Consider the following 21,597-nt stretch of genomic DNA (forward strand, 5'->3'; position numbering starts at 1 on the left):
AACTTTATTAAATTGCAAATACAATAGAAAAGGTGCATATTTACATATCAATGAAAATATGCACCTTTCCTCAGTAATATCATCAGGCATTCGCTTCTATTACAAAGATTTCTATGTCTCTACCAATTACTTTTTACATTATCCTCTTAAAAAGTAATACTCTTGATATATTCATTATTGCCTACACTTTATTTGCAGTTATTGGGCTGCCCTTTTCGTTCATAGCGTTGCATCTTTTGCACTCTCTACTTTTCAGTTAATGAAAGGGATGTTTCTTTTATCCCTTCAAATTCATTTAATAGGTACTTAGCTATCTTTTCAACTGCGGGGAAGTCTACTATTTCCTCATGTGATCCAGGGACTGAATACTTATTTACTCTACCTTTTAATAAAGGTCCCCATTCTGTAAACAACTCTTTTCCTTCCTCAGCACTAAAGTAGAGAACTTCTCCAGAGTATGGTATTAAATCATGCTCTGCCATTATATTCAGGCATTTCCTATGAGCATTGATAACTTGCTTCAAATTGATAAGATCTGCATCAGGCGGGAGTACTCCTTCCATAATTAATCGCTCTACAAGCATATCTTGTTTATGGATGAGGCCTTCTTCCTGCTCAGTAAAATCTCTAGGAATGAAATGCTCATATATATATGAGAGCATATCCTCCCTTGTTTTATGATCCTGCTCTGAAGGTACTTTTGTATCCATTAGTACCAACAACTCAACTTCCTCACCTTGACTCCTTAGTACAGTTGCGATTTCATAAGCAATCGCACCGCCTAAAGACCATCCTCCAAGACGATATGGACCTTCTGGCTGAACACGTTTTATTTCTTCGATGTAAAGTTGAATTACTTCCGGCAAAGTTAACTCGTCAATTTCTTTCTTTTCTATAAGAGGATTCTGTAAACCATAAAATGAACAATGGCTCTTAAGCAATCTTGCTAGTTGAATGTAACAGAATACATTCCCCATAAACGGATGAACGCAGAAGAAAGGTCTTTTCTCTGATTCTTGTAGTGAAACTAGCGCTGCTACTGATTTCGTCATATCATGCTTATCACGAATAAGGCATGCGATTCCTTCCACTGTTGGATTCTTAATCAATGTAGACACCTTAATCTCTTTTCCAAACTTCTCCCTAATTTTTGAAACTAATTTAATTACAAGGAGAGAGTGTCCTCCTCTATTAAAGAAATCATCATTTACATAGACATCTTCTATCTGTAACACATCCTGCCAGATTTTAATCAACTGATATTCAATTTCATCCCTTGGAATGATTGGTGTAGAGAAGTTATTTTCTCTATGAATAGTTAAATTGTTCAATGCCTTTCGATCAACTTTGCCATTCGTTGTAAGAGGAATCTCGTCTACCTTAATAAAGTGTGCGGGAACCATATAATTTGGTACTTGTGTCTTGAGATACTCACGCCACTCATGCATACTACCATCTCCAACTACATAAGCAACCAATCTCTGCTCTCCTAATTTATCCTCTGTTGCCAAAACTACTGCTTCTTTTACCAATGGATGCCTCTCTATACTCGCTTCAATCTCTTCAAGTTCAATACGAAAGCCCCTAATTTTCACTTGATTATCAATTCTTCTCAAGTAATCTAAATTACCATCAGGTAAATAACGAACCAAATCTCCCGTACGATATAAACGCTCTTCTTCATTAAATGGATGACAGATGAATCGCTCTGCTGTTAATTCTGGGCGATTCAAGTATTCTCTCGCTATACCTGCACCCCCAATATATAGCTCACCTGTTACACCAACTGGAACAGGTAACAAATTTTTATCCAATACATAAGTTTGAACGTTCGGCAATGGACGTCCAATTGTTACTCTCTTACTATCTTTTTTGATATGATAGCATGTTGCATCAACTGTACATTCTGTAGGACCGTATACGTTATAAAAATCAATCTTTTCAGTCTCTACTAGCTGTTCCCATAATGACGGCATGATTGCTTCACCACCGACCAATATCTTGCTTGGTACATGAACATCAGCACTTATTTCTAGCAATCCTCCATCTATTAGTAATTGAAGTAATGAAGGTGTCATATCAAACATTTCCAATTTATTCTCCCTAATATAGGACACAAATTGTTCTGGATTAGTGCGAACTTCACTTGGAATAATATATAAACTTGAACCATAAAGCAGCATTTGTAATTGCTGAATAGATACATCAAAGGCAATTGATGCATTCAAACCAACGCGCATATTACTAGGTATCTCATGTGAGAAAACTTCTTTTTGTAAACCATATGATAGGTTTATTACAGAATGGTGCTGTACTAAAGCTCCCTTTGGATTCCCTGTCGAACCAGAAGTGTAGATAACATACGCTAAGTTTTCCCCTGTTACCTCACATATTGGTGAAAGTTTGCTTTCTTGAGAAAGCATTGCTTGGTCCCTATCTAGGCAAACTGTCTTAATGTCTTTAGGAATCCAGCCTAGTAATACTTCATTTGTAACTAACACTTTAATTCCTGTGTCTTCTAAAATATATTGTAGGCGGCTTTCCGGATTCGATGGATCTAATGGAACATAGGCTGCTCCAGCCTTCCAAATTCCCATGAGACCAACAACCATCTCAACTGAACGCTCAAAGCAGAGGCCAACTAATGACTCTGTCCCAATTCCACATTTCTGTAAATGATGGGCTAATTGATTAGCTCTTTCATTCAGCTCTCGATATGTTAGTTGCTGTTTTTCATCTACCACTGCCAACGCGTCAGGCGTACGATTTACTTGCTCTTCGAATAGTTGATGAATTGCATTCTCACGTGGATAGGATATAGTATTATTATTCCATTCTTCCAATAGCTTTCTTTGTTCAGCTTCCGTAATATATACTAGCTCCGATAGATTTTGATCAATGTTTTTGAGCATTTGCATTAACACTTTGTGTAAATGACCCAGCATTCGTTCAATGGTTACTCTATTAAACTTACTACGGTCATACATTAACTTTAACGATAACTGGATTCCTGGAACTACAGCTAACCCTAATGGGTAGTGGGTTTGTTCTACCCCTTCCAATTCACCAATTTCCAGATTTTCTAAAGACTCCTCTTTCACTGGATAATTTTCAAACACATATAAACTATTGAACAGCGGTATTCCTCTAGGAACTTCACTCCACCCCTGAATCTCTGTCAAAGAAGCATACTCATATTGTCTTCTTTCTATCTCTTCCTCTTGTATCTTCTGCAACCAATCTATTAATTTTATATCATCCATCAATTGAATTCGCGTCGGTGACGTTGTAATGAAAGGACCTACGATGTTTTCAACATCAATAATCTCCGTAGAACGCCCTGAGCTTGTTACACCAAAAACAATGTCATTTTCTCCACTATATCGGCTCATGAGATATGCCCATGCACCTTGAATTACTGTACTCAAAGTAAGTTTATTGCGTTTCGCCCATCCTTGTAACGCTTGAGTCTGCTCTTCTGATAAATACGTAACCTTCTCTGTGTAACCTTTTTCTTCCTCTTTACTTTCTAAGCCCAGCAAAGTTGGCGCAGTAAAACCTTTTAGCTTCTCTCTCCAGAATTGTTCCGCCTGCTCCTTATCTTGCTCTCTTAACCATTGGATATATTTCTTATATGGTGAGGACTTAGGTAACTTCACAGCTTCTCCATTCATTCTCTTCTGATAGACTGTAAGTAATTCATTAAATACTAATGGTAAACTCCATCCATCCAGTAAAATATGGTGATGGGTCCAAACAATCCGATATTCTTCCTCACCTTCTTGAATGACTGTTACCCGCATCAATGGTGCTTCATCAAATTGGAAGGCTTGTTTTCGATCTAATGCCAAAAAGACTTTTCTTTTTTCCTCTATCTCTTCACTTGTCATTGTACGCCAGTCTTCTTTATTCACTTTAAATGGGATATTTTCATACACCACTTGTACAGGTTCTTCAATTTCGTCCCATACAAATCCTGTACGAAAAATTTCATGCCGCTGAATTACAGATTTCCACGCCTGCTCAAATGTAGGAATATTCATTTTTCCTCGAATCATAAAACTCAATTGCACTATATACGGTGCAACATGTTCATCCCCTTGGTCATGCAATGTGTGGAAAATCATACCTTCTTGCAAAGGTGATAGTGGATATAAATCAGTAATCTGATTGTTCTTTCCGCGATGCATTTTGTTTAGTACATTTGTCAAACCTTCTTGGCTAAGATTAGCCATTGCAAAATCCGAAATGGTCAGTGCAGATTCTCTATCTGAAAATTGAATCAATGTACTCAGTTGATATAGCATATTCTGTGCAATACTTTGAATCGTTGATTTGGCAAATTGTCCAACATTGTATACCCAAGTGAACTGAAGTTTTCCATCCGTTACAACCCCAATTACATCAATTACATGCGATCGCTTGGAACCGGCAGCATGATCTAAACGCTTAAATTCGTTCTCCGGAATAAACATTGCATCGCTAGAAAACATTTGGTCAAATTGTCCAAGATAGTTAAAACTAATAGACGGTGTATATTGGGAGCTTAATTGCTCACACATTGTTGCGTTCATGTAACGCAACACCCCATAATCAACACCCTTATTAGGAATTTTGCGAACTTGTTCTTTAACTGCTTTTAATGCTTCAATTGGCGTATTAGCACTAGTAATATTTAAATGAACTGGGTAAATACTTGTAAACCATCCCACAGTTCTCGATAAATCAACATCTTCAATAATCTCTTCTCGACCATGTCCCTCTAAATCTACGCTCAATATCGGCTGCCCCGTACATGCTGCCGTAGCTTGTACTAATGCTGCTAATAATACTTCATTGATTTGGACACGGTGAGTGCTTAAAGTCTCTTGCAATAACATACGGGTCTCATTCTCATTTAACACCACAGTAATTTCCTCAGTTACTGCGCTTACTGGATTACTTATAGTACCATCTACCGGCAATTTAACTACGTCTTGTTCAGCCTGCTCCTCCCAGTAATGTAGCACTTCTTTTGATAGGCCAGTTTCAGCGTAATGATGTAATTTCTCCGACCATTCTTTAAAAGATGTACTCTTCATAGGTAATTGAATTTTCTGCCCTTGGACTACTTGCGTATATGCTGTTTGCAAATCTTCCAATAAAATTCGCCAAGAAACACCATCCACGGCTAAATGATGAATTGTCCAAAATAATCGGCCAGCGTGCTCACCTTCATCAAAATACACCATTCTCATTAGCGGACCATCATGTAAATTCAAACTTTCTTGTGCAATATTAATCTCTTTTTGAATAACCTGATGCCAATCAGCTTCCGGCACTTCGTCTAATGAAATGACAGTAAGCATCAATTGTTCTTCTATTCCTTCATTCCACTGTTTCCAAACCCCATTAGGTAAACGTTCATATCTTAAACGCAGAGCATCATGATGAAGTAGAAGGTTACCTGCCGCCTTTTCCAGTGATCCTATGTCCAATTTCTCTTTCGTTCTAAAGAACATGGATTGATTCCAATGATGTGGGTTAGGATGATTTTGTGCAAAAAACCTTTGCTGAATAGGTGTAAGTATCGTCTCTCCAGTTATAATTCCCTGTTCAGCTTGTACACCTTGTTCTTCTTTGACTACTTGCGCCAACTCAGCAATTGTTTGGTGTTCAAATATTTGTTTTGGTGTCAATTGTAAACCAACTTGCTTCGCGCGCGAGACAATCTGAATGCTAAGAATTGAATCTCCACCAATTTCAAAGAAGTTATCATTCATACCAATACGTTTTGAACCTAGCACACGTTCCCAAATGATAGAAAGCTTATGTTCACGTTCATTTCTTGGGGCCACGTATCCTTCTTGTGTTCCTTGATAATCTGGTATAGGTAACGATTTCCGATCAATCTTTCCATTTATGGTTAGCGGTAATTCTTTCATTTCGACAAAGTAGGAAGGTATCATATGGATTGGCAGTTTTGTTTTAAGATACTCTCGCCATTCTTCTAAACTGCCTTCGCCCACTACATAAGCTACCAGCCTCTTATCTCCCGACTGATTTTCCCTAACCATTACAACTGCCTCTTTTACTAAGTCATGCTCTTGTAAAGTCGACTCAATCTCTCCAAGTTCAATTCGAAATCCTCTAATCTTCACTTGATTATCCATTCTTCCTAAGTAGTCTATATTACCATCAGGAAGATATCTCACTAGATCACCCGTTCTATATAACCTCTCGCCTTCTTTGAATGGATGAGAAATAAATCGTTCGGATGTTAACTCTGGACGATTCAAGTACCCCCTTGCTAGACCTGCTCCTCCGATATAAAGTTCCCCCATTACACCAACTGGAACTGGCAACCTATTTCTATCTAATACATAAGTTTGGATGTTAGGCAATGGACGTCCAATTGTTACTCTCTTACTACCTTTCTTGATATGATAGCATGTTGCATCAACCGTACATTCTGTAGGACCATATACATTATAAAACTGGATTTTATCAGTCTCTACTAGCTGTTCCCATAATGACGGCATAATTGCTTCACCACCAACCAGTACCTTACTTGGAACATGAACGCCATCGCACGTTTCTAACAATCCGACATCTATAAGTAATTGAAGCAATGAAGGTGTTATATCAAAGATTTCTAACTTGTTCTCCCTAATATAAGCTACAAACTGCTCCGGATCACTTCGTACTTCGCTTGGAATAATATACAAACTTGAACCATAAAGCAGCATTTGTAATTGCTGGATAGATGCATCAAAGGCAATTGACGCATTTAAACCGACATGCATGTTAGATGGTATCTCATGTTCGAAAACCTCTTTTTGTAAACCATACGACAAGTTTAGTACAGAATGATGCTGTATCGAGACACCCTTTGGATTCCCCGTTGATCCTGAAGTATAGATAACATACGCTAAGTCTTCTCCTGTTACTTCACATTTTGGTGAAAGAATGCTTTCTTGTGAAATCATTATTTGATCCCTGTCTAGACAAACTATCTTGATTTCTTTAGGTATCCAATCTTCCAATGACTCGTTCGTAACTAATACTTGAATTCCAGTGTCCTCCAAAATATATCGTAGGCGACTTTCTGGATATGATGGATCCAATGGAACATAGGCTGCTCCAGCCTTCCAGATCCCCATAATACTAACAATCATCTCAACTGAACGCTTAAAGCAAATTCCAACTAATGATTCAGTCCCAATTCCGCATTGCTGAAGATAGTGGGCCAATTGATTAGCTTTTTCATTCAGCTCTCGATATGTTAACTGCTGTTTTTCATCTACCACTGCTACCGCATCAGGTGTACGATTTACTCGCTCTTCAAACAGCTGATGAATCGTACTTTCCTGTGGATATGCTACAGTATTATTATTCCACTCCTCCAACTGTTTTTGCTGTAATCCTGATAATATAGGCAACTTAGCTAATGATTTATCAGGATTCTCCACGATTACATTCAACCAGTTCCCAAAATGTTCAGCCATGGATTCAATAGTTAAGCTGTCAAATAAATCAGTTCTATAAACAAAAGTAAGTAATAAACCCTCTTCCACTTCTGCAGCAGTTAAACTTAAATCAAACTTAGCGATCGGAGCATTACTTTCCATTACTTCTATATTTCTTCCATGTAGTTCTGGTAGCTTCTGTCCCGTATTTTGCAAAGTAAACATGGTTTGAAAAATCGGAGAATGGCTTGTATTTCGTTCAGGTTGGATAACCTCTACAATTTTCTCAAACGGAACATCTTGATACTCATACGCCTTCAATGCTTTTATCCGTACTTGAGATAACAACTCTTGAAATGCCGGTGCATTACTTAAATCAGCTCGATAAACCAAAGTGTTGACAAAGAAACCAATTAGCCCCTCAATTTCTCGATAATTTCGATTTGCAATTGGGCTACCAACAATAATATCCGTTTGTCCCGTATAACGAGCAAGGAAACTTTGATACGATGCCAATAAGGTCATGAAAAGTGTGGCCCCTTCTTGACGACTTAGTTCGTTTAATTTATCCAGTAATGAGCGTGACAACAAAACATTATGAGTTAATCCATGATGGGTTTGCACTGGCGGACGCGCACGATCCATTGGCAACATTAAGACTGGTAACTCACCAGATAATTCTTCCTTCCAATATGCAAGCTGTTGATATAGTACTTCATCTTTCAACCAGTCTCTTTGCCACTGAGCAAAATCGGCATATTGAACTGGTAGTGGTTGCAGCTCTGCTTGTTTTTCACCAATCGCATTCTCATAAAATGCCATCCATTCTTGAAGCAAGATTTCCATCGACCACCCATCCGAGATAATATGATGCATATTACACAGAAGAACCCATTCTTCTTCTGAAATTCTTATGAGTTTCCCACGGAATAATGGCCCTTGTTCTAAATCAAATGGAGATTCGACTTCAGTTTGAATCCATTGCTCCAACTTTCTTTCTCGCTCCTCTAATGAAAGCTTAGTTAAGTCCATTTGCAGAAGCGGACGAAAAACGTACGGTTGAATCTGCTGCACAGGATGGCCATCCTCTTCATAAAATACAGTCCGCAAAGATTCATGACGCTCTATCAACTGATTCCATCCCAACTCCAATGCCTCAGGTAACCAATTCCCTGTAAGACGGCATACCATTGGCATATTATAAAGTGCACTATTAGGTGCAAATTGATCAATAAACCATAAGCGCTGTTGGGCATAAGATAGTGGAATATTATTTCCACGTTCCATCGGCACCAATGGTGGAATTTCTCGTTTTTCATTCCCCTTACGTAACTGATCCATTCGTTTCGCTAATGCCTCGATCGTTGAATATTCGAACAGTTCACGTACTGGCAATTTGATTTGAAAGACTTCCTGTAAGCGTGAGACCACTTGTGTAGCAAGTAGAGAGTGACCACCAAGCTCAAAGAAAGAATCCTGAACACCAATGTCTCCTATTCCTAGCACTTGACTCCACACTGAAGCGATAAGTTCTTCCAGCGGAGTTCTTGGGTATACAGTATTTTCAGCGGATTGTTCACTAAGTATAGGCAATGCCTTCAAATCAAGTTTTCCATTCGGTGTAAGTGGTAAAAATTCCATCTCAATAAAGTTTGTTGGAACCATGTAATTTGGTAAATGTGTTTGTAGATGTTCTCGCCATTCATGGACACTTCCTTCACCAACTACATAAGCTACTAATCTCTTATCACCTTGATTATCCTCTCGTACCAATACAACTGCTTCTTTCACAGAAGAATGTGCCTGCAAAACAGCTTCTATTTCTCCCAATTCAATCCGGAAACCACGAATTTTTACTTGGTCATCTATACGTCCATGGAACTGGAGATTACCATCAGAAAGATAACTTGCTTTGTCTCCTGTATAATAGAGACGTTCTCCTGACTTGAAAGGATGTGGAATAAATTTTTCCTTTGTAAGATCCGGACGATTAGCATATCCACGTGCAAGACTCTTCCCTCCAATATAGAGATCTCCAATTACGCCAATTGGTACTAGCTGAAGATGAGAATCTAACACATAAACTTCTGTATTTGCAATCGGTCGACCAATCGATGGCGTACCTGTTGTCACTCCTACAGGTACATAACAATCTGTGGTAACAACGGTATTTTCCGATGGACCATACTGATTAATTACCGCAAAAGGAATATCGTTAGATGGGTACTGCGTTAATTGATCCCCACCAGTAATGATAAAACGAAGATCCGTTTTATCTGGCCAAGATAATTTCAAGAGCCTTTCCAGAATAGGCGTAGGTGCAAAGCTAGCTGTTATTCGTGAATCAATGAGCCAGTCCCTTAGTGCTTCTGGATTAATTCTCAGTTCCTCTGTTGACAAGTAGAGTGCTGCGCCAGCAGTTAGATACGGCCAGATCTCCTGGACAGCCGAATCAAAAGCAACCCCTGCAATCTGAGTCGCACGATCCTCTGCTGAAATATGATAAACTTCCTGATGCCAAGAAACCATATTCATTAATGAGCGATATTCAACCATTACACCCTTCGGTTTTCCTGTAGAACCAGAGGTATAAACAATATAGGCTAAGTTCTCTGGATTTATTTGACGTGTAGGTGCGATTACGCTTTCCACCGTTAATTCTTCTAACCTCACCATTTCGACGTGTGCGAAATGTCCGTCTTGTCCTTCCGCCGTCACTACAAATTGAATTCCTGCATCTTCAATCATGTATTCTAACCTTGATTTTGGATACAACGGATCTAAAACGACATAAGCTCCACCAGCTTTTAAAATGCCTAGTAAACTTACCATCAGCTCAGCTGATCTCGGAAGATAAACCCCTACCACTGACTCTGGGGCTACTCCCTTTCGCTGTAAAACATTTGCCAACTGATTTGCTTGTGTATCCAATTCACCATAAGTCCACTGTTTTGTTTGATCAACTATCGCAATCGCATCAGGACGCCTTGCTACTTGCTCCTCAAATTTGTCGCAAATAAGACCCTGATGGGACATTTCCATTACAGTGTCATTCCATGTTTCTAATAACAAAGTACGCTCGGTTTCTGATAGCATGCTCAGGTCATGCAACGGATTTTGTGGGCGATGAGAAACTTCATGTAGCCATTTCTCAAAGTGTCCTGCCATCCGTTCAATAGTAGTAGCATTGAATAAATCCTTATTGTACTCAAAAGTAAAAAGTAATCCCTCTTCCGTCTCAACTGCCATTACACTTAAATCAAACTTTGCAATTGGACTATGGCTTTCTATCATTTCAATACTTCTACTAGATAACACCGGTAACTCTTGTTTCATATTTTGCAAGATGAACATAGTCTGGAAAATTGGCGAATGACTTGTACTTCGCTCCGGTTGCACAACTTCTACAATTTTTTCAAATGGAATATCTTGATATTCATACGCCTTCAATGCCTTTTGACGAACCTGATACAGTACATCTTGAAATGTCGGTCTACCACTCAAATTAGCTCGATAAACCAGCGTGTTAACGAAGAAACCAATTAGTCCTTCAATTTCTCTATAATTCCGATTCGCAATTGGGCTTCCGACCAGAATATCTTCTTGTCCCGTATAACGAGATAGAAAGCTTTGATATGCAGCTAAAAGCGTCATGAAGAGCGTAGCCCCTTCTTTTCGACTAAGTTCATTCAATTTATCATGTAGCGTGCTTGGCAGAACCATAGTGTATGTCGACCCGTGATGAGTTTGTATTGCGGGACGCGGGCGATCCACAGGAAGTTGGAGTACAGGAAGCTCCCCAGACAATTCTTCCCTCCAATATTGGAGTTGTTGATCAAGCACCTCCTCCTTTAACCATCCTTTTTGCCACTGAGCAAAGTCGGCATATTGAACCGGTAATGGTTCAAGTTCCGCTACCTTTCCATCCGTTGCTTTCTCATAAAATGCCATCCATTCTTCAAGTAGGATTCCCATTGACCATCCATCTGAAATGATATGATGTAGAGTACAAAGGAGTATCCATTCTTCCTCTCCCACGTGCAAAATACTTGTCCTGATTAATGGACCCTCTGTTAAATCAAATGGTACTTCTGTTTCTTGTTGAATTAAACGTTTAACTTCTTCTTCTTGATCTTCAGAAGAAAGCATAGTTAAATCCGTTTTCGGAATTGATTGAAAAGCATACGGTTCAATTTGCTGTACGGGTTGACCATTCACCTCTTGAAAGACCGTCCGCAGTGATTCATGACGTTCTATTAGTTGATTCCATCCCGTTTCCAATGCTTCAAGTAGCCAATTCCCTGTAAGACGGCATACCATTGGCATATTGTAAAGGGCACTATTAGGTGTAAATTGATCAATAAACCATAAACGTTGTTGGGCATAAGATAGTGGAATAGCTTCTCCTCGTTTCATTGGTATTAGTGGCGGAATCTCTCGTTTTTTATCTCCTTTACGTAACTGTTCTAATCGCTTTGCCAGTGACTCCACCGTTGTATATTCAAATAGTTCACGTACTGGTAATTCGATTTGAAAAATTCTCTGTAAACGTGACACTACTTGAGTAGCTAGTAGTGAATGACCACCGATTTCAAAAAAGGAATCCTGAACACTAATATTTTTTATTCCTAACACTTGGCTCCAAACGGAAACGATGAGCTCCTCCACTGGTGTTCGTGATGAAGTAATATCTTCACTTATGAACTGTTCTTCTAATTCCAATAATGCTTTCCGATTCACTTTACCATTTGGAGTGAGTGGCATACCTTCAATTTGGAAAAAGTATGCCGGAACCATATAATGTGGTAATTGCTTCTTGAGATATTCACGCCATTCTCCAGCATCCCCTTCACCCACTACATAAGCTACTAACTGCTTATCTCCTGGTCGTTCTTCCTTCACCAACACGACTGCCTCTTTTACAGATGAGTGATCATGTAAAGCTGCTTCAATTTCTCCCAATTCAATTCGGAATCCTCTAATTTTAACTTGGTTATCTATTCTTCCAATATATTCTAAGTTACGATCATTCATATATCTCACCAAGTCACCCGTTCGATATAATCGTTCCCCGTCCTTAAAAGGATGCGGAATAAAACGTTCAGTAGTTAAATCCGGTCGATTGAAGTAGCCACGTGCCAATCCTACTCCTCCAAGGTAAAGTTCCCCTGCCACACCAATCGGGACCACTTGTTGATATTGATCTAACACATACAACTCTGTATTATCAATTGGACGACCAATCGGAATAATCATTGCTTCTTTTTCTAAATCACAATCGTAATAAGTCACATCCACAGTCGCTTCAGTAGGACCATACAAGTTAATTAACTTTGTTTGCTGAACATTGTAAAAGATCCCCTTAAACCGGCGAACATGCTCAGTGTTTAACGCTTCTCCACTAGTAAAAACTTGAATTAAAGACGATACATCCCTTTTCGAATTATATAGTTCCATATAATCTAAGAAAGTAGATAACATCGACGGAACAAAGTGTATGGTGGACACGCGATATCGTTCAATATACTCCTCAATCACCGCAGGATCTTTCTCTCCTCCTGGTGGAAGTAAACAAACACGTGCTCCTACAAATGACCACCAAAATAATTCCCATACAGAAACATCAAATGAAAACGGTGTCTTTTGTAGGATTGTATCCTCCTCGGACAATGGGTATTTTTTCTGCATCCACTGTAGGCGGTTGATAACGGAATGATGTTCAATCATTACCCCCTTTGGATTTCCCGTCGAACCCGAAGTGTATATAATATAGGCCAAGTTATTTGCTGTTACTCCACTTACCGGAGCTAAATTACTCTCTTTAGAAATCATCACTTGATCCCGGTCTAAACAAATTGCTTGAATATCTTTAGGTAACCAGTCCTGTAGTGCCTCTTTTGTTAACAGCACTTGAATTTGTGAATTCTCCAAAATATATCTCAGGCGGTTTTCAGGATAACTTGGGTCCAGTGGGACATAAGCCCCACCTGCCTTCAAAATCCCAAAGAGACCGATAATCATATCAGGAGAACGTTCAATACATATACCAACCAATGATTCAGGTCCGATACCTCGTTTTTGTAGAAAATGTGCCAATTGATTCGATTTTTCATTTAGTTCTTGATACGTTAGCTTTCCACCCTCATAAACTACCGCCACTGCGTCAGGTGTCCGTGCAACTTGCTGCTCAAATAGCTCATGAATCATACAATCATGACCATAAACTACGTCCGTATCATTCCATTCTTCTAGGAGTTGTTTTTGCTCAGTATCCGATAACATTAACAGCTTTGTATATGATTCATCTGGATGATACGTGATTTCATTTAGCCAGTTCTCAAAATGTCCTGCCATACGTGCAATGGTACTACTATCAAATAAATCCGTGTTGTATTCAAATGAGACGAATAGACCTTCTTCCACTTCATAGGCAGTTAAGCTCAAATCAAATTTAGCAATAGACATATTACTTTCTACCATTTCAATACTTCTATCAGGCAAATCTAGTCGTTCTTGTTTTATATTCTGTAGCGTAAACATGGTCTGAAATATAGGGGAATGACTCATGCTTCGTTCAGGTTGCACAGCTTCTACCACTTTTTCAAATGGTATATCTTGATATTCGTAAGCTTTTAACGCCTTTTTCTTTGTTTGGTTCAAAATCTCCCGAAAAGTAGAGGTGCCACTCAAATCTGATCGATAAACCAACGTATTAACAAAGAAACCAATTAATCCTTCTACTCCCTTATGGTTCCGATTTGCAATCGGGCTACCAACTAGAATATCTTTTTGTCCCGTATAACGAGCGAGAAAGCTCTGGTATGCGGCCATTAAAGTCATAAATAAAGTGGACCCTTCTTGTCGACTTATATCCTTCAATTGACTGAGCAATTTATAAGGAAAAATCACGTGATGCGCAGCCCCAGAGTAAGTCTGCTTAACCGGTCGAGGTCGATCCACTGGCAGTTGTAAAATAGGAAGCTCACCAGACAATTCTTCCTGCCAATACGTAAGCTGACGATTTAGCACATCACCTTGCAACCACTCCTTTTGCCACTTCGCAAAGTCTGCATATTGAATAGATAATGAACTTAATTTAGCAGGATTTCCGCCCGTTTCTTCTTCATAGAAAGCAAGGAATTCATTCATGAATATACCAATGGACCAAGCATCAGAAATAATATGATGCATCGTACACAGTAATAACCATTCATCCTTCTCTAATTGAACAAGCTGATTACGAATTAAAGGACCATTCATTAAATCAAATGGTTCTTGCGCTTCTCTCGCAATTAAACTATCTACCTCTTTTTCTTTTACTTCTAGAGGAAGTTGAGAGTAATCCCTTAAAGGTAATGCTCTAGGAAGGAATTCGACAATTTGTTGCACAGGCTGTTCTCCTATTTCTTTAAAAACAGTTCGTAATGATTCATGACGTTCAATGAGTCGATTGAATCCCTTCTCTAATGCTTCAGGTATCCAATTTCCTTTTAGATGCCATACGGTTGGAATATTATATAAAGAACTGTTTGGGTTAAATCTGTCCATAAACCACAAACGTTGTTGTGCATAAGACAACGGGAGTGCTTCTTTATTCTCCTTTTTTTGCATTTGCTTCTGAAGCCATGCTCTCTTCTCAGGAGAAAGTGAACTCAGCTTTGCAAGTAAATCACTTCTCATTTTTTTACCCCTTCCTCAATCAAATTACTCTCGAATATCCCATGTGCTTCTTCCTCTGATAGCTCTTCTAATTGCTTAAGCAGTTCTAATAATTCTTCATCATTACTCACTTCTGCTTCTTTTTGAATATAGTCTTGAAGACTTACATTCTCCTTACTATCATTCTGCATTTCTTGATTTTTGTTATAGAGCAATTGATCAATCTGTTCTGCCAATTGCTGCACCGTATGAAATATAAATAAATCATGCAATGGTATCTCGATTCCAAAAGCCTCTTTAAGATTGGAAACAGCTTGCGTAGCAAGTAATGAATGTCCACCAATTTCAAAAAACGAATCCTGAATTCCGATGTTTTCCATACCTAAAACTTCATGCCATATCGAAACAATTGTTTTTTCCGTAGACGTACGAGGAGCAATATAACAACTTGCTATCTCCTGCTTCTCTGGTGCTGGTAAAGCCTTCCTATCAATTTTCCCATTAGGAGTGAGTGGAAATGCATTTAATCCAACAAAATAGGATGGAATCATATAATTTGGTAGTTGGTCCTTGAGATAATCACGCCACTTTTGAGCATCCCCGTCTCCTACAACATAGGCAATCAAACGTGGATCGCCAGGATAATCTTCCCGCACCATCACAATAGCTTCGTTAACTAATGTATGCTTTTGTAATACCGCCTCGATTTCTCCTAGTTCAATCCGGAACCCACGAATTTTCACCTGATGATCAATTCTTCCAACATACTCCAAATTTCCATCCGGCAAATACCTTACTAGATCTCCAGTCCGGTATACTCGCTCGTCTTCTTTAAACGGATGCGGTATAAATCGATTTTTCGTTAAGTCAGGGCGTTTTAAATATCCACGTGCTAACCCTGATCCACCAATGTACAGCTCACCAACTACACCAATTGGAACCATTTTTTGTTCAGCACTCAATACATATACTTCTGTATTGAAGATTGGTTTACCAATTGGTGGTACCCTATACATGACACCCTTTTCTAATTCCATATACGTGGAATACGTAGTATCTTCAGACGGTCCATATAAGTTGAACACCTTCTCAATCGTACTTCTCTCGTATAAATCTTGAACAAGCGGATATGGTAACGGTTCTCCAGCCAAATTCATTACCTTTACTGAAGAAGGAATTGCGTTTGCTCGAACCAGTTCCTTTGCTGCCGATGGCACAGTATTAACCAAAGTCACACCTTTGGTAGACAACTTGTCTAGATGTAGAGCATTTTCAACGACAATCACCTTACCACCCATCGTTAAGGGAACAAATACTTCAAAAACGGATAAATCAAAAGATAGTGAAGTTGAAGCTAACACTCCCGCTAATTCCTTTCGAGAATACGTGTGATGCGCCCAATGAATCATTGTTACTGTATTCCTGTGCTCAATCATTACTCCCTTTGGTTTTCCAGTGGAACCTGAAGTATAGATAATATAGGCTAAGTTATCGCCCGTCACTTCACTCGTACATACCGTAGTTACTTCTTGTTCTATTTCTGCTCGATTACGATCAATACAAATCACGTTGACGAATGTAGGTATAACCATTTTTTGTTGTAACTTTTCCTGTGTCACCAGTACCTTTATTTGAGCATCTTCTAAAATGTACTGCAGTCGACTTTCCGGATACGCTGGATCAATTGGGACATATGCTCCTCCCGCCTTCATAATTCCTAAGAGACCGACAATCATCTCGGATGAACGTGTAACGCAAATCCCAACTAATGATTCGCATGTTACACCATTTTTTTGTAAATAATGTGCCAACTGATTTGAGCGTTCGTCCAACTCTCGATATGTTAGTTCTTCATCTTCGCACACTACTGCAATTGCTTCTGGTGTTTTTTCCACTTGTTCTTCAAACATTGTATGAATCGTACTATCTTCTATATCTATAACGGCTGATTCATTCCATTCCTCTAGTAGTTGCTTATATTCTACTTTCGATAACATATTCAGTTCTGATAGTATACATCTTGGATGAGAGACAATTTGATTTAACCAATGTTTAAAATGACTTGCCATACGTTCAATGGTTGTATCATTAAACAAATCAGTATTATATTCAAAGGTTAGTGATAATCCTTCTTCCGTCTCAGAAGCAAATAAACTCAAATCAAATTTGGCAACAGAAGCATGGCTTTTCATGAGTTCCATTTGTCTTTCAGATAGCTGAAGAAATTCTTGTTTCGTATTCTGTAAAGTAAACATAGTTTGGAATATTGGTGAATGACTTGTATTCCGTTCAGGTTTTACGGATTCTACCACTTTCTCAAATGGGATATCCTGATACTCGAATGCTTTTAGCGCTTTTTTTCTTACCTGCGACAATAGTTCTTGGAACGTCGGATTTCCACTGAAATCAGCTCGATAAACTAACGTATTTGCAAAGAATCCTATTAATCCCTCAATCTCTTTCACATTTCGATTAGCGATTGGGCTTCCAACTATAATGTCGTCCTGTCCTGTATAACGAGAAAGGAAGCTTTGATACGCTGCCATCAATGTCATAAATAAAGTGCATCCTTCTTGCAAACTTAAATCTTTGAGCTTTTCCTGTAAGGAATTCGCCACTATTAAGGACTGACTTGCACCACGATGGGTTTGAACTGCAGGTCGAGGACGATCCATCGGTAATTGTAAAACCGGTAGTTCCCCAGATAATTCTTCCTTCCAATATTGAAGATGCTGATTCAAACTCTCCTCTTTTTGCCATTCCTTCTGCCACATGACAAAATCTGCATATTGGATAGATAACTCCTTCAATTCCACTGTTTTTCCGGTTAGTGCTCCTTCATAAAAAGCCATCCATTCTTCAAGTAAGATTCCCATTGACCATCCATCTGAAATAATATGATGCATCGTACAAATGAGAACCCATTCTTCCCTGTCCACTTTCAATATTCGTGTTCGAATCAGAGGACCTTGTCCAAAATGAAATGGTTCCTCCGCCTCGTTTTGAATAAGGCGTTTCATTTCTCTTTCCCTATCTTCCAAAGAAAGATCTGTTAGATTCGTTTGAGGAATATGCCTGAACACATGAGATTGAACCTGTTGAAAAGGTTCACCCTCTTGTTCTAGAATTGTCGTCCTTAATGATTCATGACGCTCCAACAATTGATTCCATCCGACCTCCAATGCTTCAATTGACCATTTACCTGTTAAGCGACACGCTGCATGAATATTGTACATAGCACTATTTGGCATTAATTGATCAATAAACCATAGACGTTTCTGCGCATAGGAAAGTGGGATAACTTCTTCTCGTTTCATAGGTACAAGAGGAGCAACCTCTCGTTTTTTATCTTCTTTTCGTAACTGATCCACTCGTTTCGCCAATGCTTCCACTGTATCGTGCTTGAAAAGTTCACGTAATGGAATTTTAATTTGGAACATTTCTTGCAATCTAGAGACAATTTGAGTAGCAAGTAGTGAGTGCCCACCACGTTCAAAGAAGGAATCCTGAATGCCAATATTTTCTGTTCCTAACACTTGACTCCAAACCGAGGCAATAAGCTCTTCCGATGGCGTCCGAGGTAGCACATTTAAATCTTCAATAGCTTGCTCATCAGGTGCTGGCAAGGCCTTTCGGTCAATTTTCCCATTTGGAGTAAGCGGGAAGTGTTCTAACTCTATAAAGTGCGCTGGAATCATATGATTTGGTAATTGTTTTTGTAAATACTCTCTCCACTCCTCGGTATTTCCATCGCTTATTACATATGCAACCAATCGTTGATCACCTGGACGATCTTCTCTAACTAATACGACAGCCTCTTTAATAAACGAACATTTTTCTAAAGTCGCTTCAATTTCTCCTAATTCAATCCTAAAACCACGCATTTTGACTTGGTGGTCCATTCTACCTATAAATTCTAAATTTCCATCAGTTAAATATCTTACTGAATCTCCTGTTCGATATAGTCGTTCCCCAAATCGATATGGATGCGAAACGAATTTTTCAGCAGTAAGATTCGGACGATTTAAGTATCCACGTGCTAAACCAGCACCACCAATATATAACTCACCCTCAATTCCTATTGATTGCAAGCGTTGATTTTGGTCTAATACATATAATTGCGTGTTCTGTATTGGCTGCCCAATAGAAACAAATTCTTGATTAGGCTGAATATCAAATGCATTCACATAAATAGTGGCTTCAGTTGGCCCATAAAAGTTGGTTAATTTCACTTGTCCACTATAATTCCATTTCTGTTGAAATCGTCTAACCAACCCTGAACTTAGTTCTTCTCCACCAGAAAATACATGGCGTACGGACGAACAATTCATGTTCAATTCAATATGATTGAAGTGGTCTAAGAAAACAGATAACATCGAAGGTACAAATTGAACTATAGTAACCTGATGTTGTTTAATCACTTCAGCTATAATAGAAGGATCTTTTTCTCCACCTGGAGGTAGGAAAGATACACTTGCACCAACGTGAATGCCCCAAAACAATTCCCAAACAGAGACATCAAATGAGAATGGCGTTTTCTGCAAGACCACATCCTTTTCAGAAAGCGGATATTTATGTTGCATCCATTCTAGATAATTAATTACTGAATGATGCTCAATCATTACTCCCTTTGGATTCCCTGTAGATCCTGAAGTATACATAACATACGCTAAATTTTCTCCTGTTACACCACTTATACATGGGGTTGATTCTTCTTTTTCAATTGCAGTGTAATCTTTATTCATACAAATCGTTTCTATATTTTCAGATACAAACAAATTTTTAGAATTCTCTTCCGTCACTAGTACTTCGATTCCAGCATCCTCTAATATATATCGAAGTCGACTCTCTGGATAAGTAGGGTCAAGTGGAACATACGCTGCTCCTGATTTTAGAATACCTAATAACGCTATCATCATTTGTAATGAACGTTCCATATATACCCCAACTAGAGACTCTGGGCCTACACCATGCTTTTGTAGATAATGAGCTAGCTGATTTGCACGCTTCTCCAACTCTTTATAGGTAATTTGTTCATTTTCGTAACTAGCCGCGATTGCTTCCGGTGTTTTTTTAACTTGCTCCTCAAACATCGTATGAATCATGCCTTCAGCCGAATAATTAAATTGAGTATGATTCCATTCCTCTAGTAACTGTATCTGTTCTTCTTCTGTTAAATGAGTAATTTCAAATAGTTTTGAATCTAGGCTCTTCGTCATCTGAATTAATATTTGCAATAAGTGATTCTGAATCAGATTTATTGTTTCTTCATTAAAATAGCTTCGATCATACATCAACTTTAAAGTAATTTTCTTACCGGGCATTACAATGAGTGTTAAAGGATAATTTGTTTGTTCCGTGCTTGTAACATCTAGTAATCTTAAATCATCATTTCTCTCACCTTGAATTGGATAATTTTCAAACACATACAAGGTATGGAATAAGGAGCTATTTCGCGGAACCTCACTCCAGCCTTGAATATCTATCAACGAATTATACTCATACTGTCTTCGTTCCATTTCTTTCATTTGTATTTTACGAAGCCAATCTACTACTGATGTATTATCCGTTAATCGAATTCTGGTAGGTAATGTGTTAATAAATAGCCCCACCATATTCTCTGCTCCCATTAAATCAGTAGGACGTCCAGCGCTAGTTACGCCAAATACGACGTCACTGTCACCGCTATACCTACTCATCAAATAAGCCCATGCACCTTGTACTAACGTATTCAACGTTAATCGACTATTTCGTACCCACTCTTGTAACTTCTCAGTAAGTTTCTCAGATACTTGATAAACACACTCTCCATAGCCCTTCTCTTGTCCTTGATCCTTTCTTTCCATTGCTAATGGCGTAGGTGCATAGAACCCTTTTAATTCTTCTTTCCAAAATTCCTCTGCTTGACTTTGATCTTGTTTATTTATCCACTGGATATATTTTTTATAAGGAAGAGATTTAGGAAGAGTCAATAATTCTCCCTTTATCATCTTGAGATAAACTTCCATCACTTCACTAAAGACCAATGACACACTCCATCCATCTAGCAAAATATGATGATGTGTCCAAATAATTCTCGTTTCCTCTTTTGCTTCTTTAATCGCAGTGACTCTCATCAATGGTGCTTCATCCAATAAAAATCCTTTTCTACGATCTACATTCAAAAACTGTTGTAATTTCTTCACCCTTTCCTCATGTGGATAGGTGCTCCAATCCTCTTGATGAATAGTAAAAGGAAGACGTTGGTAAACCGCTTGTAGTGGCTTTTCTACTTCCTCCCATACAAATACTGAACGTAAAACCTCATGTCGATTAATAACATATTCCCAAGCCTTTTCAAAAGTATCAACATCCAATTGCCCCCCGAGCAAGAAACCTACTTGTACAATATAGGAAAAAGAATGTTCATCATCTTGATCGTATAAAGTATGAAACAGTATTCCTTTTTGCAAAGGTGATAAACCATATATATCAATAACGTCTCCCATTT

General features: G+C 38.6%; 2 protein-coding genes. Both read right to left on the reverse strand.

Translation table 11 applies throughout. The annotated features are described in order from the left end of the window. Nucleotides 1-245: 245 nt before the first annotated feature. Nucleotides 246-15,128 carry a non-ribosomal peptide synthetase gene (locus AU379_RS11660; protein WP_061139284.1) on the reverse strand — a complete coding sequence of 4,961 codons (14,883 nt, stop codon included), beginning with the start codon at nucleotides 15,126-15,128 and terminating at the stop codon, nucleotides 246-248. Then, a complete protein-coding gene (locus tag AU379_RS11665; protein ID WP_000503043.1) occupies nucleotides 15,125-21,595 on the reverse strand; it encodes a non-ribosomal peptide synthetase in 6,471 nt (2,156 codons plus the stop codon). Before AU379_RS11665 ends, AU379_RS11660 begins: the two co-directional genes overlap by 4 nt. Nucleotides 21,596-21,597: the final 2 nt, after the last annotated feature.

It is taken from the genome of Bacillus sp. JH7 (assembly GCF_001563515.1).
GTDB classification, from domain to species: domain Bacteria; phylum Bacillota; class Bacilli; order Bacillales; family Bacillaceae_G; genus Bacillus_A; species Bacillus_A cereus.

Bases quoted from the DNA above. Each gene is read 5' to 3' on its own strand.
- AU379_RS11660 (WP_061139284.1), bottom strand. From the start codon at position 15,128: ATGAGAAGTGATTTACTTGCAAAGCTGAGTTCACTTTCTCCTGAGAAG.
- AU379_RS11665 (WP_000503043.1), bottom strand. From the start codon at position 21,595: ATGGGAGACGTTATTGATATATATGGTTTATCACCTTTGCAAAAAGGA.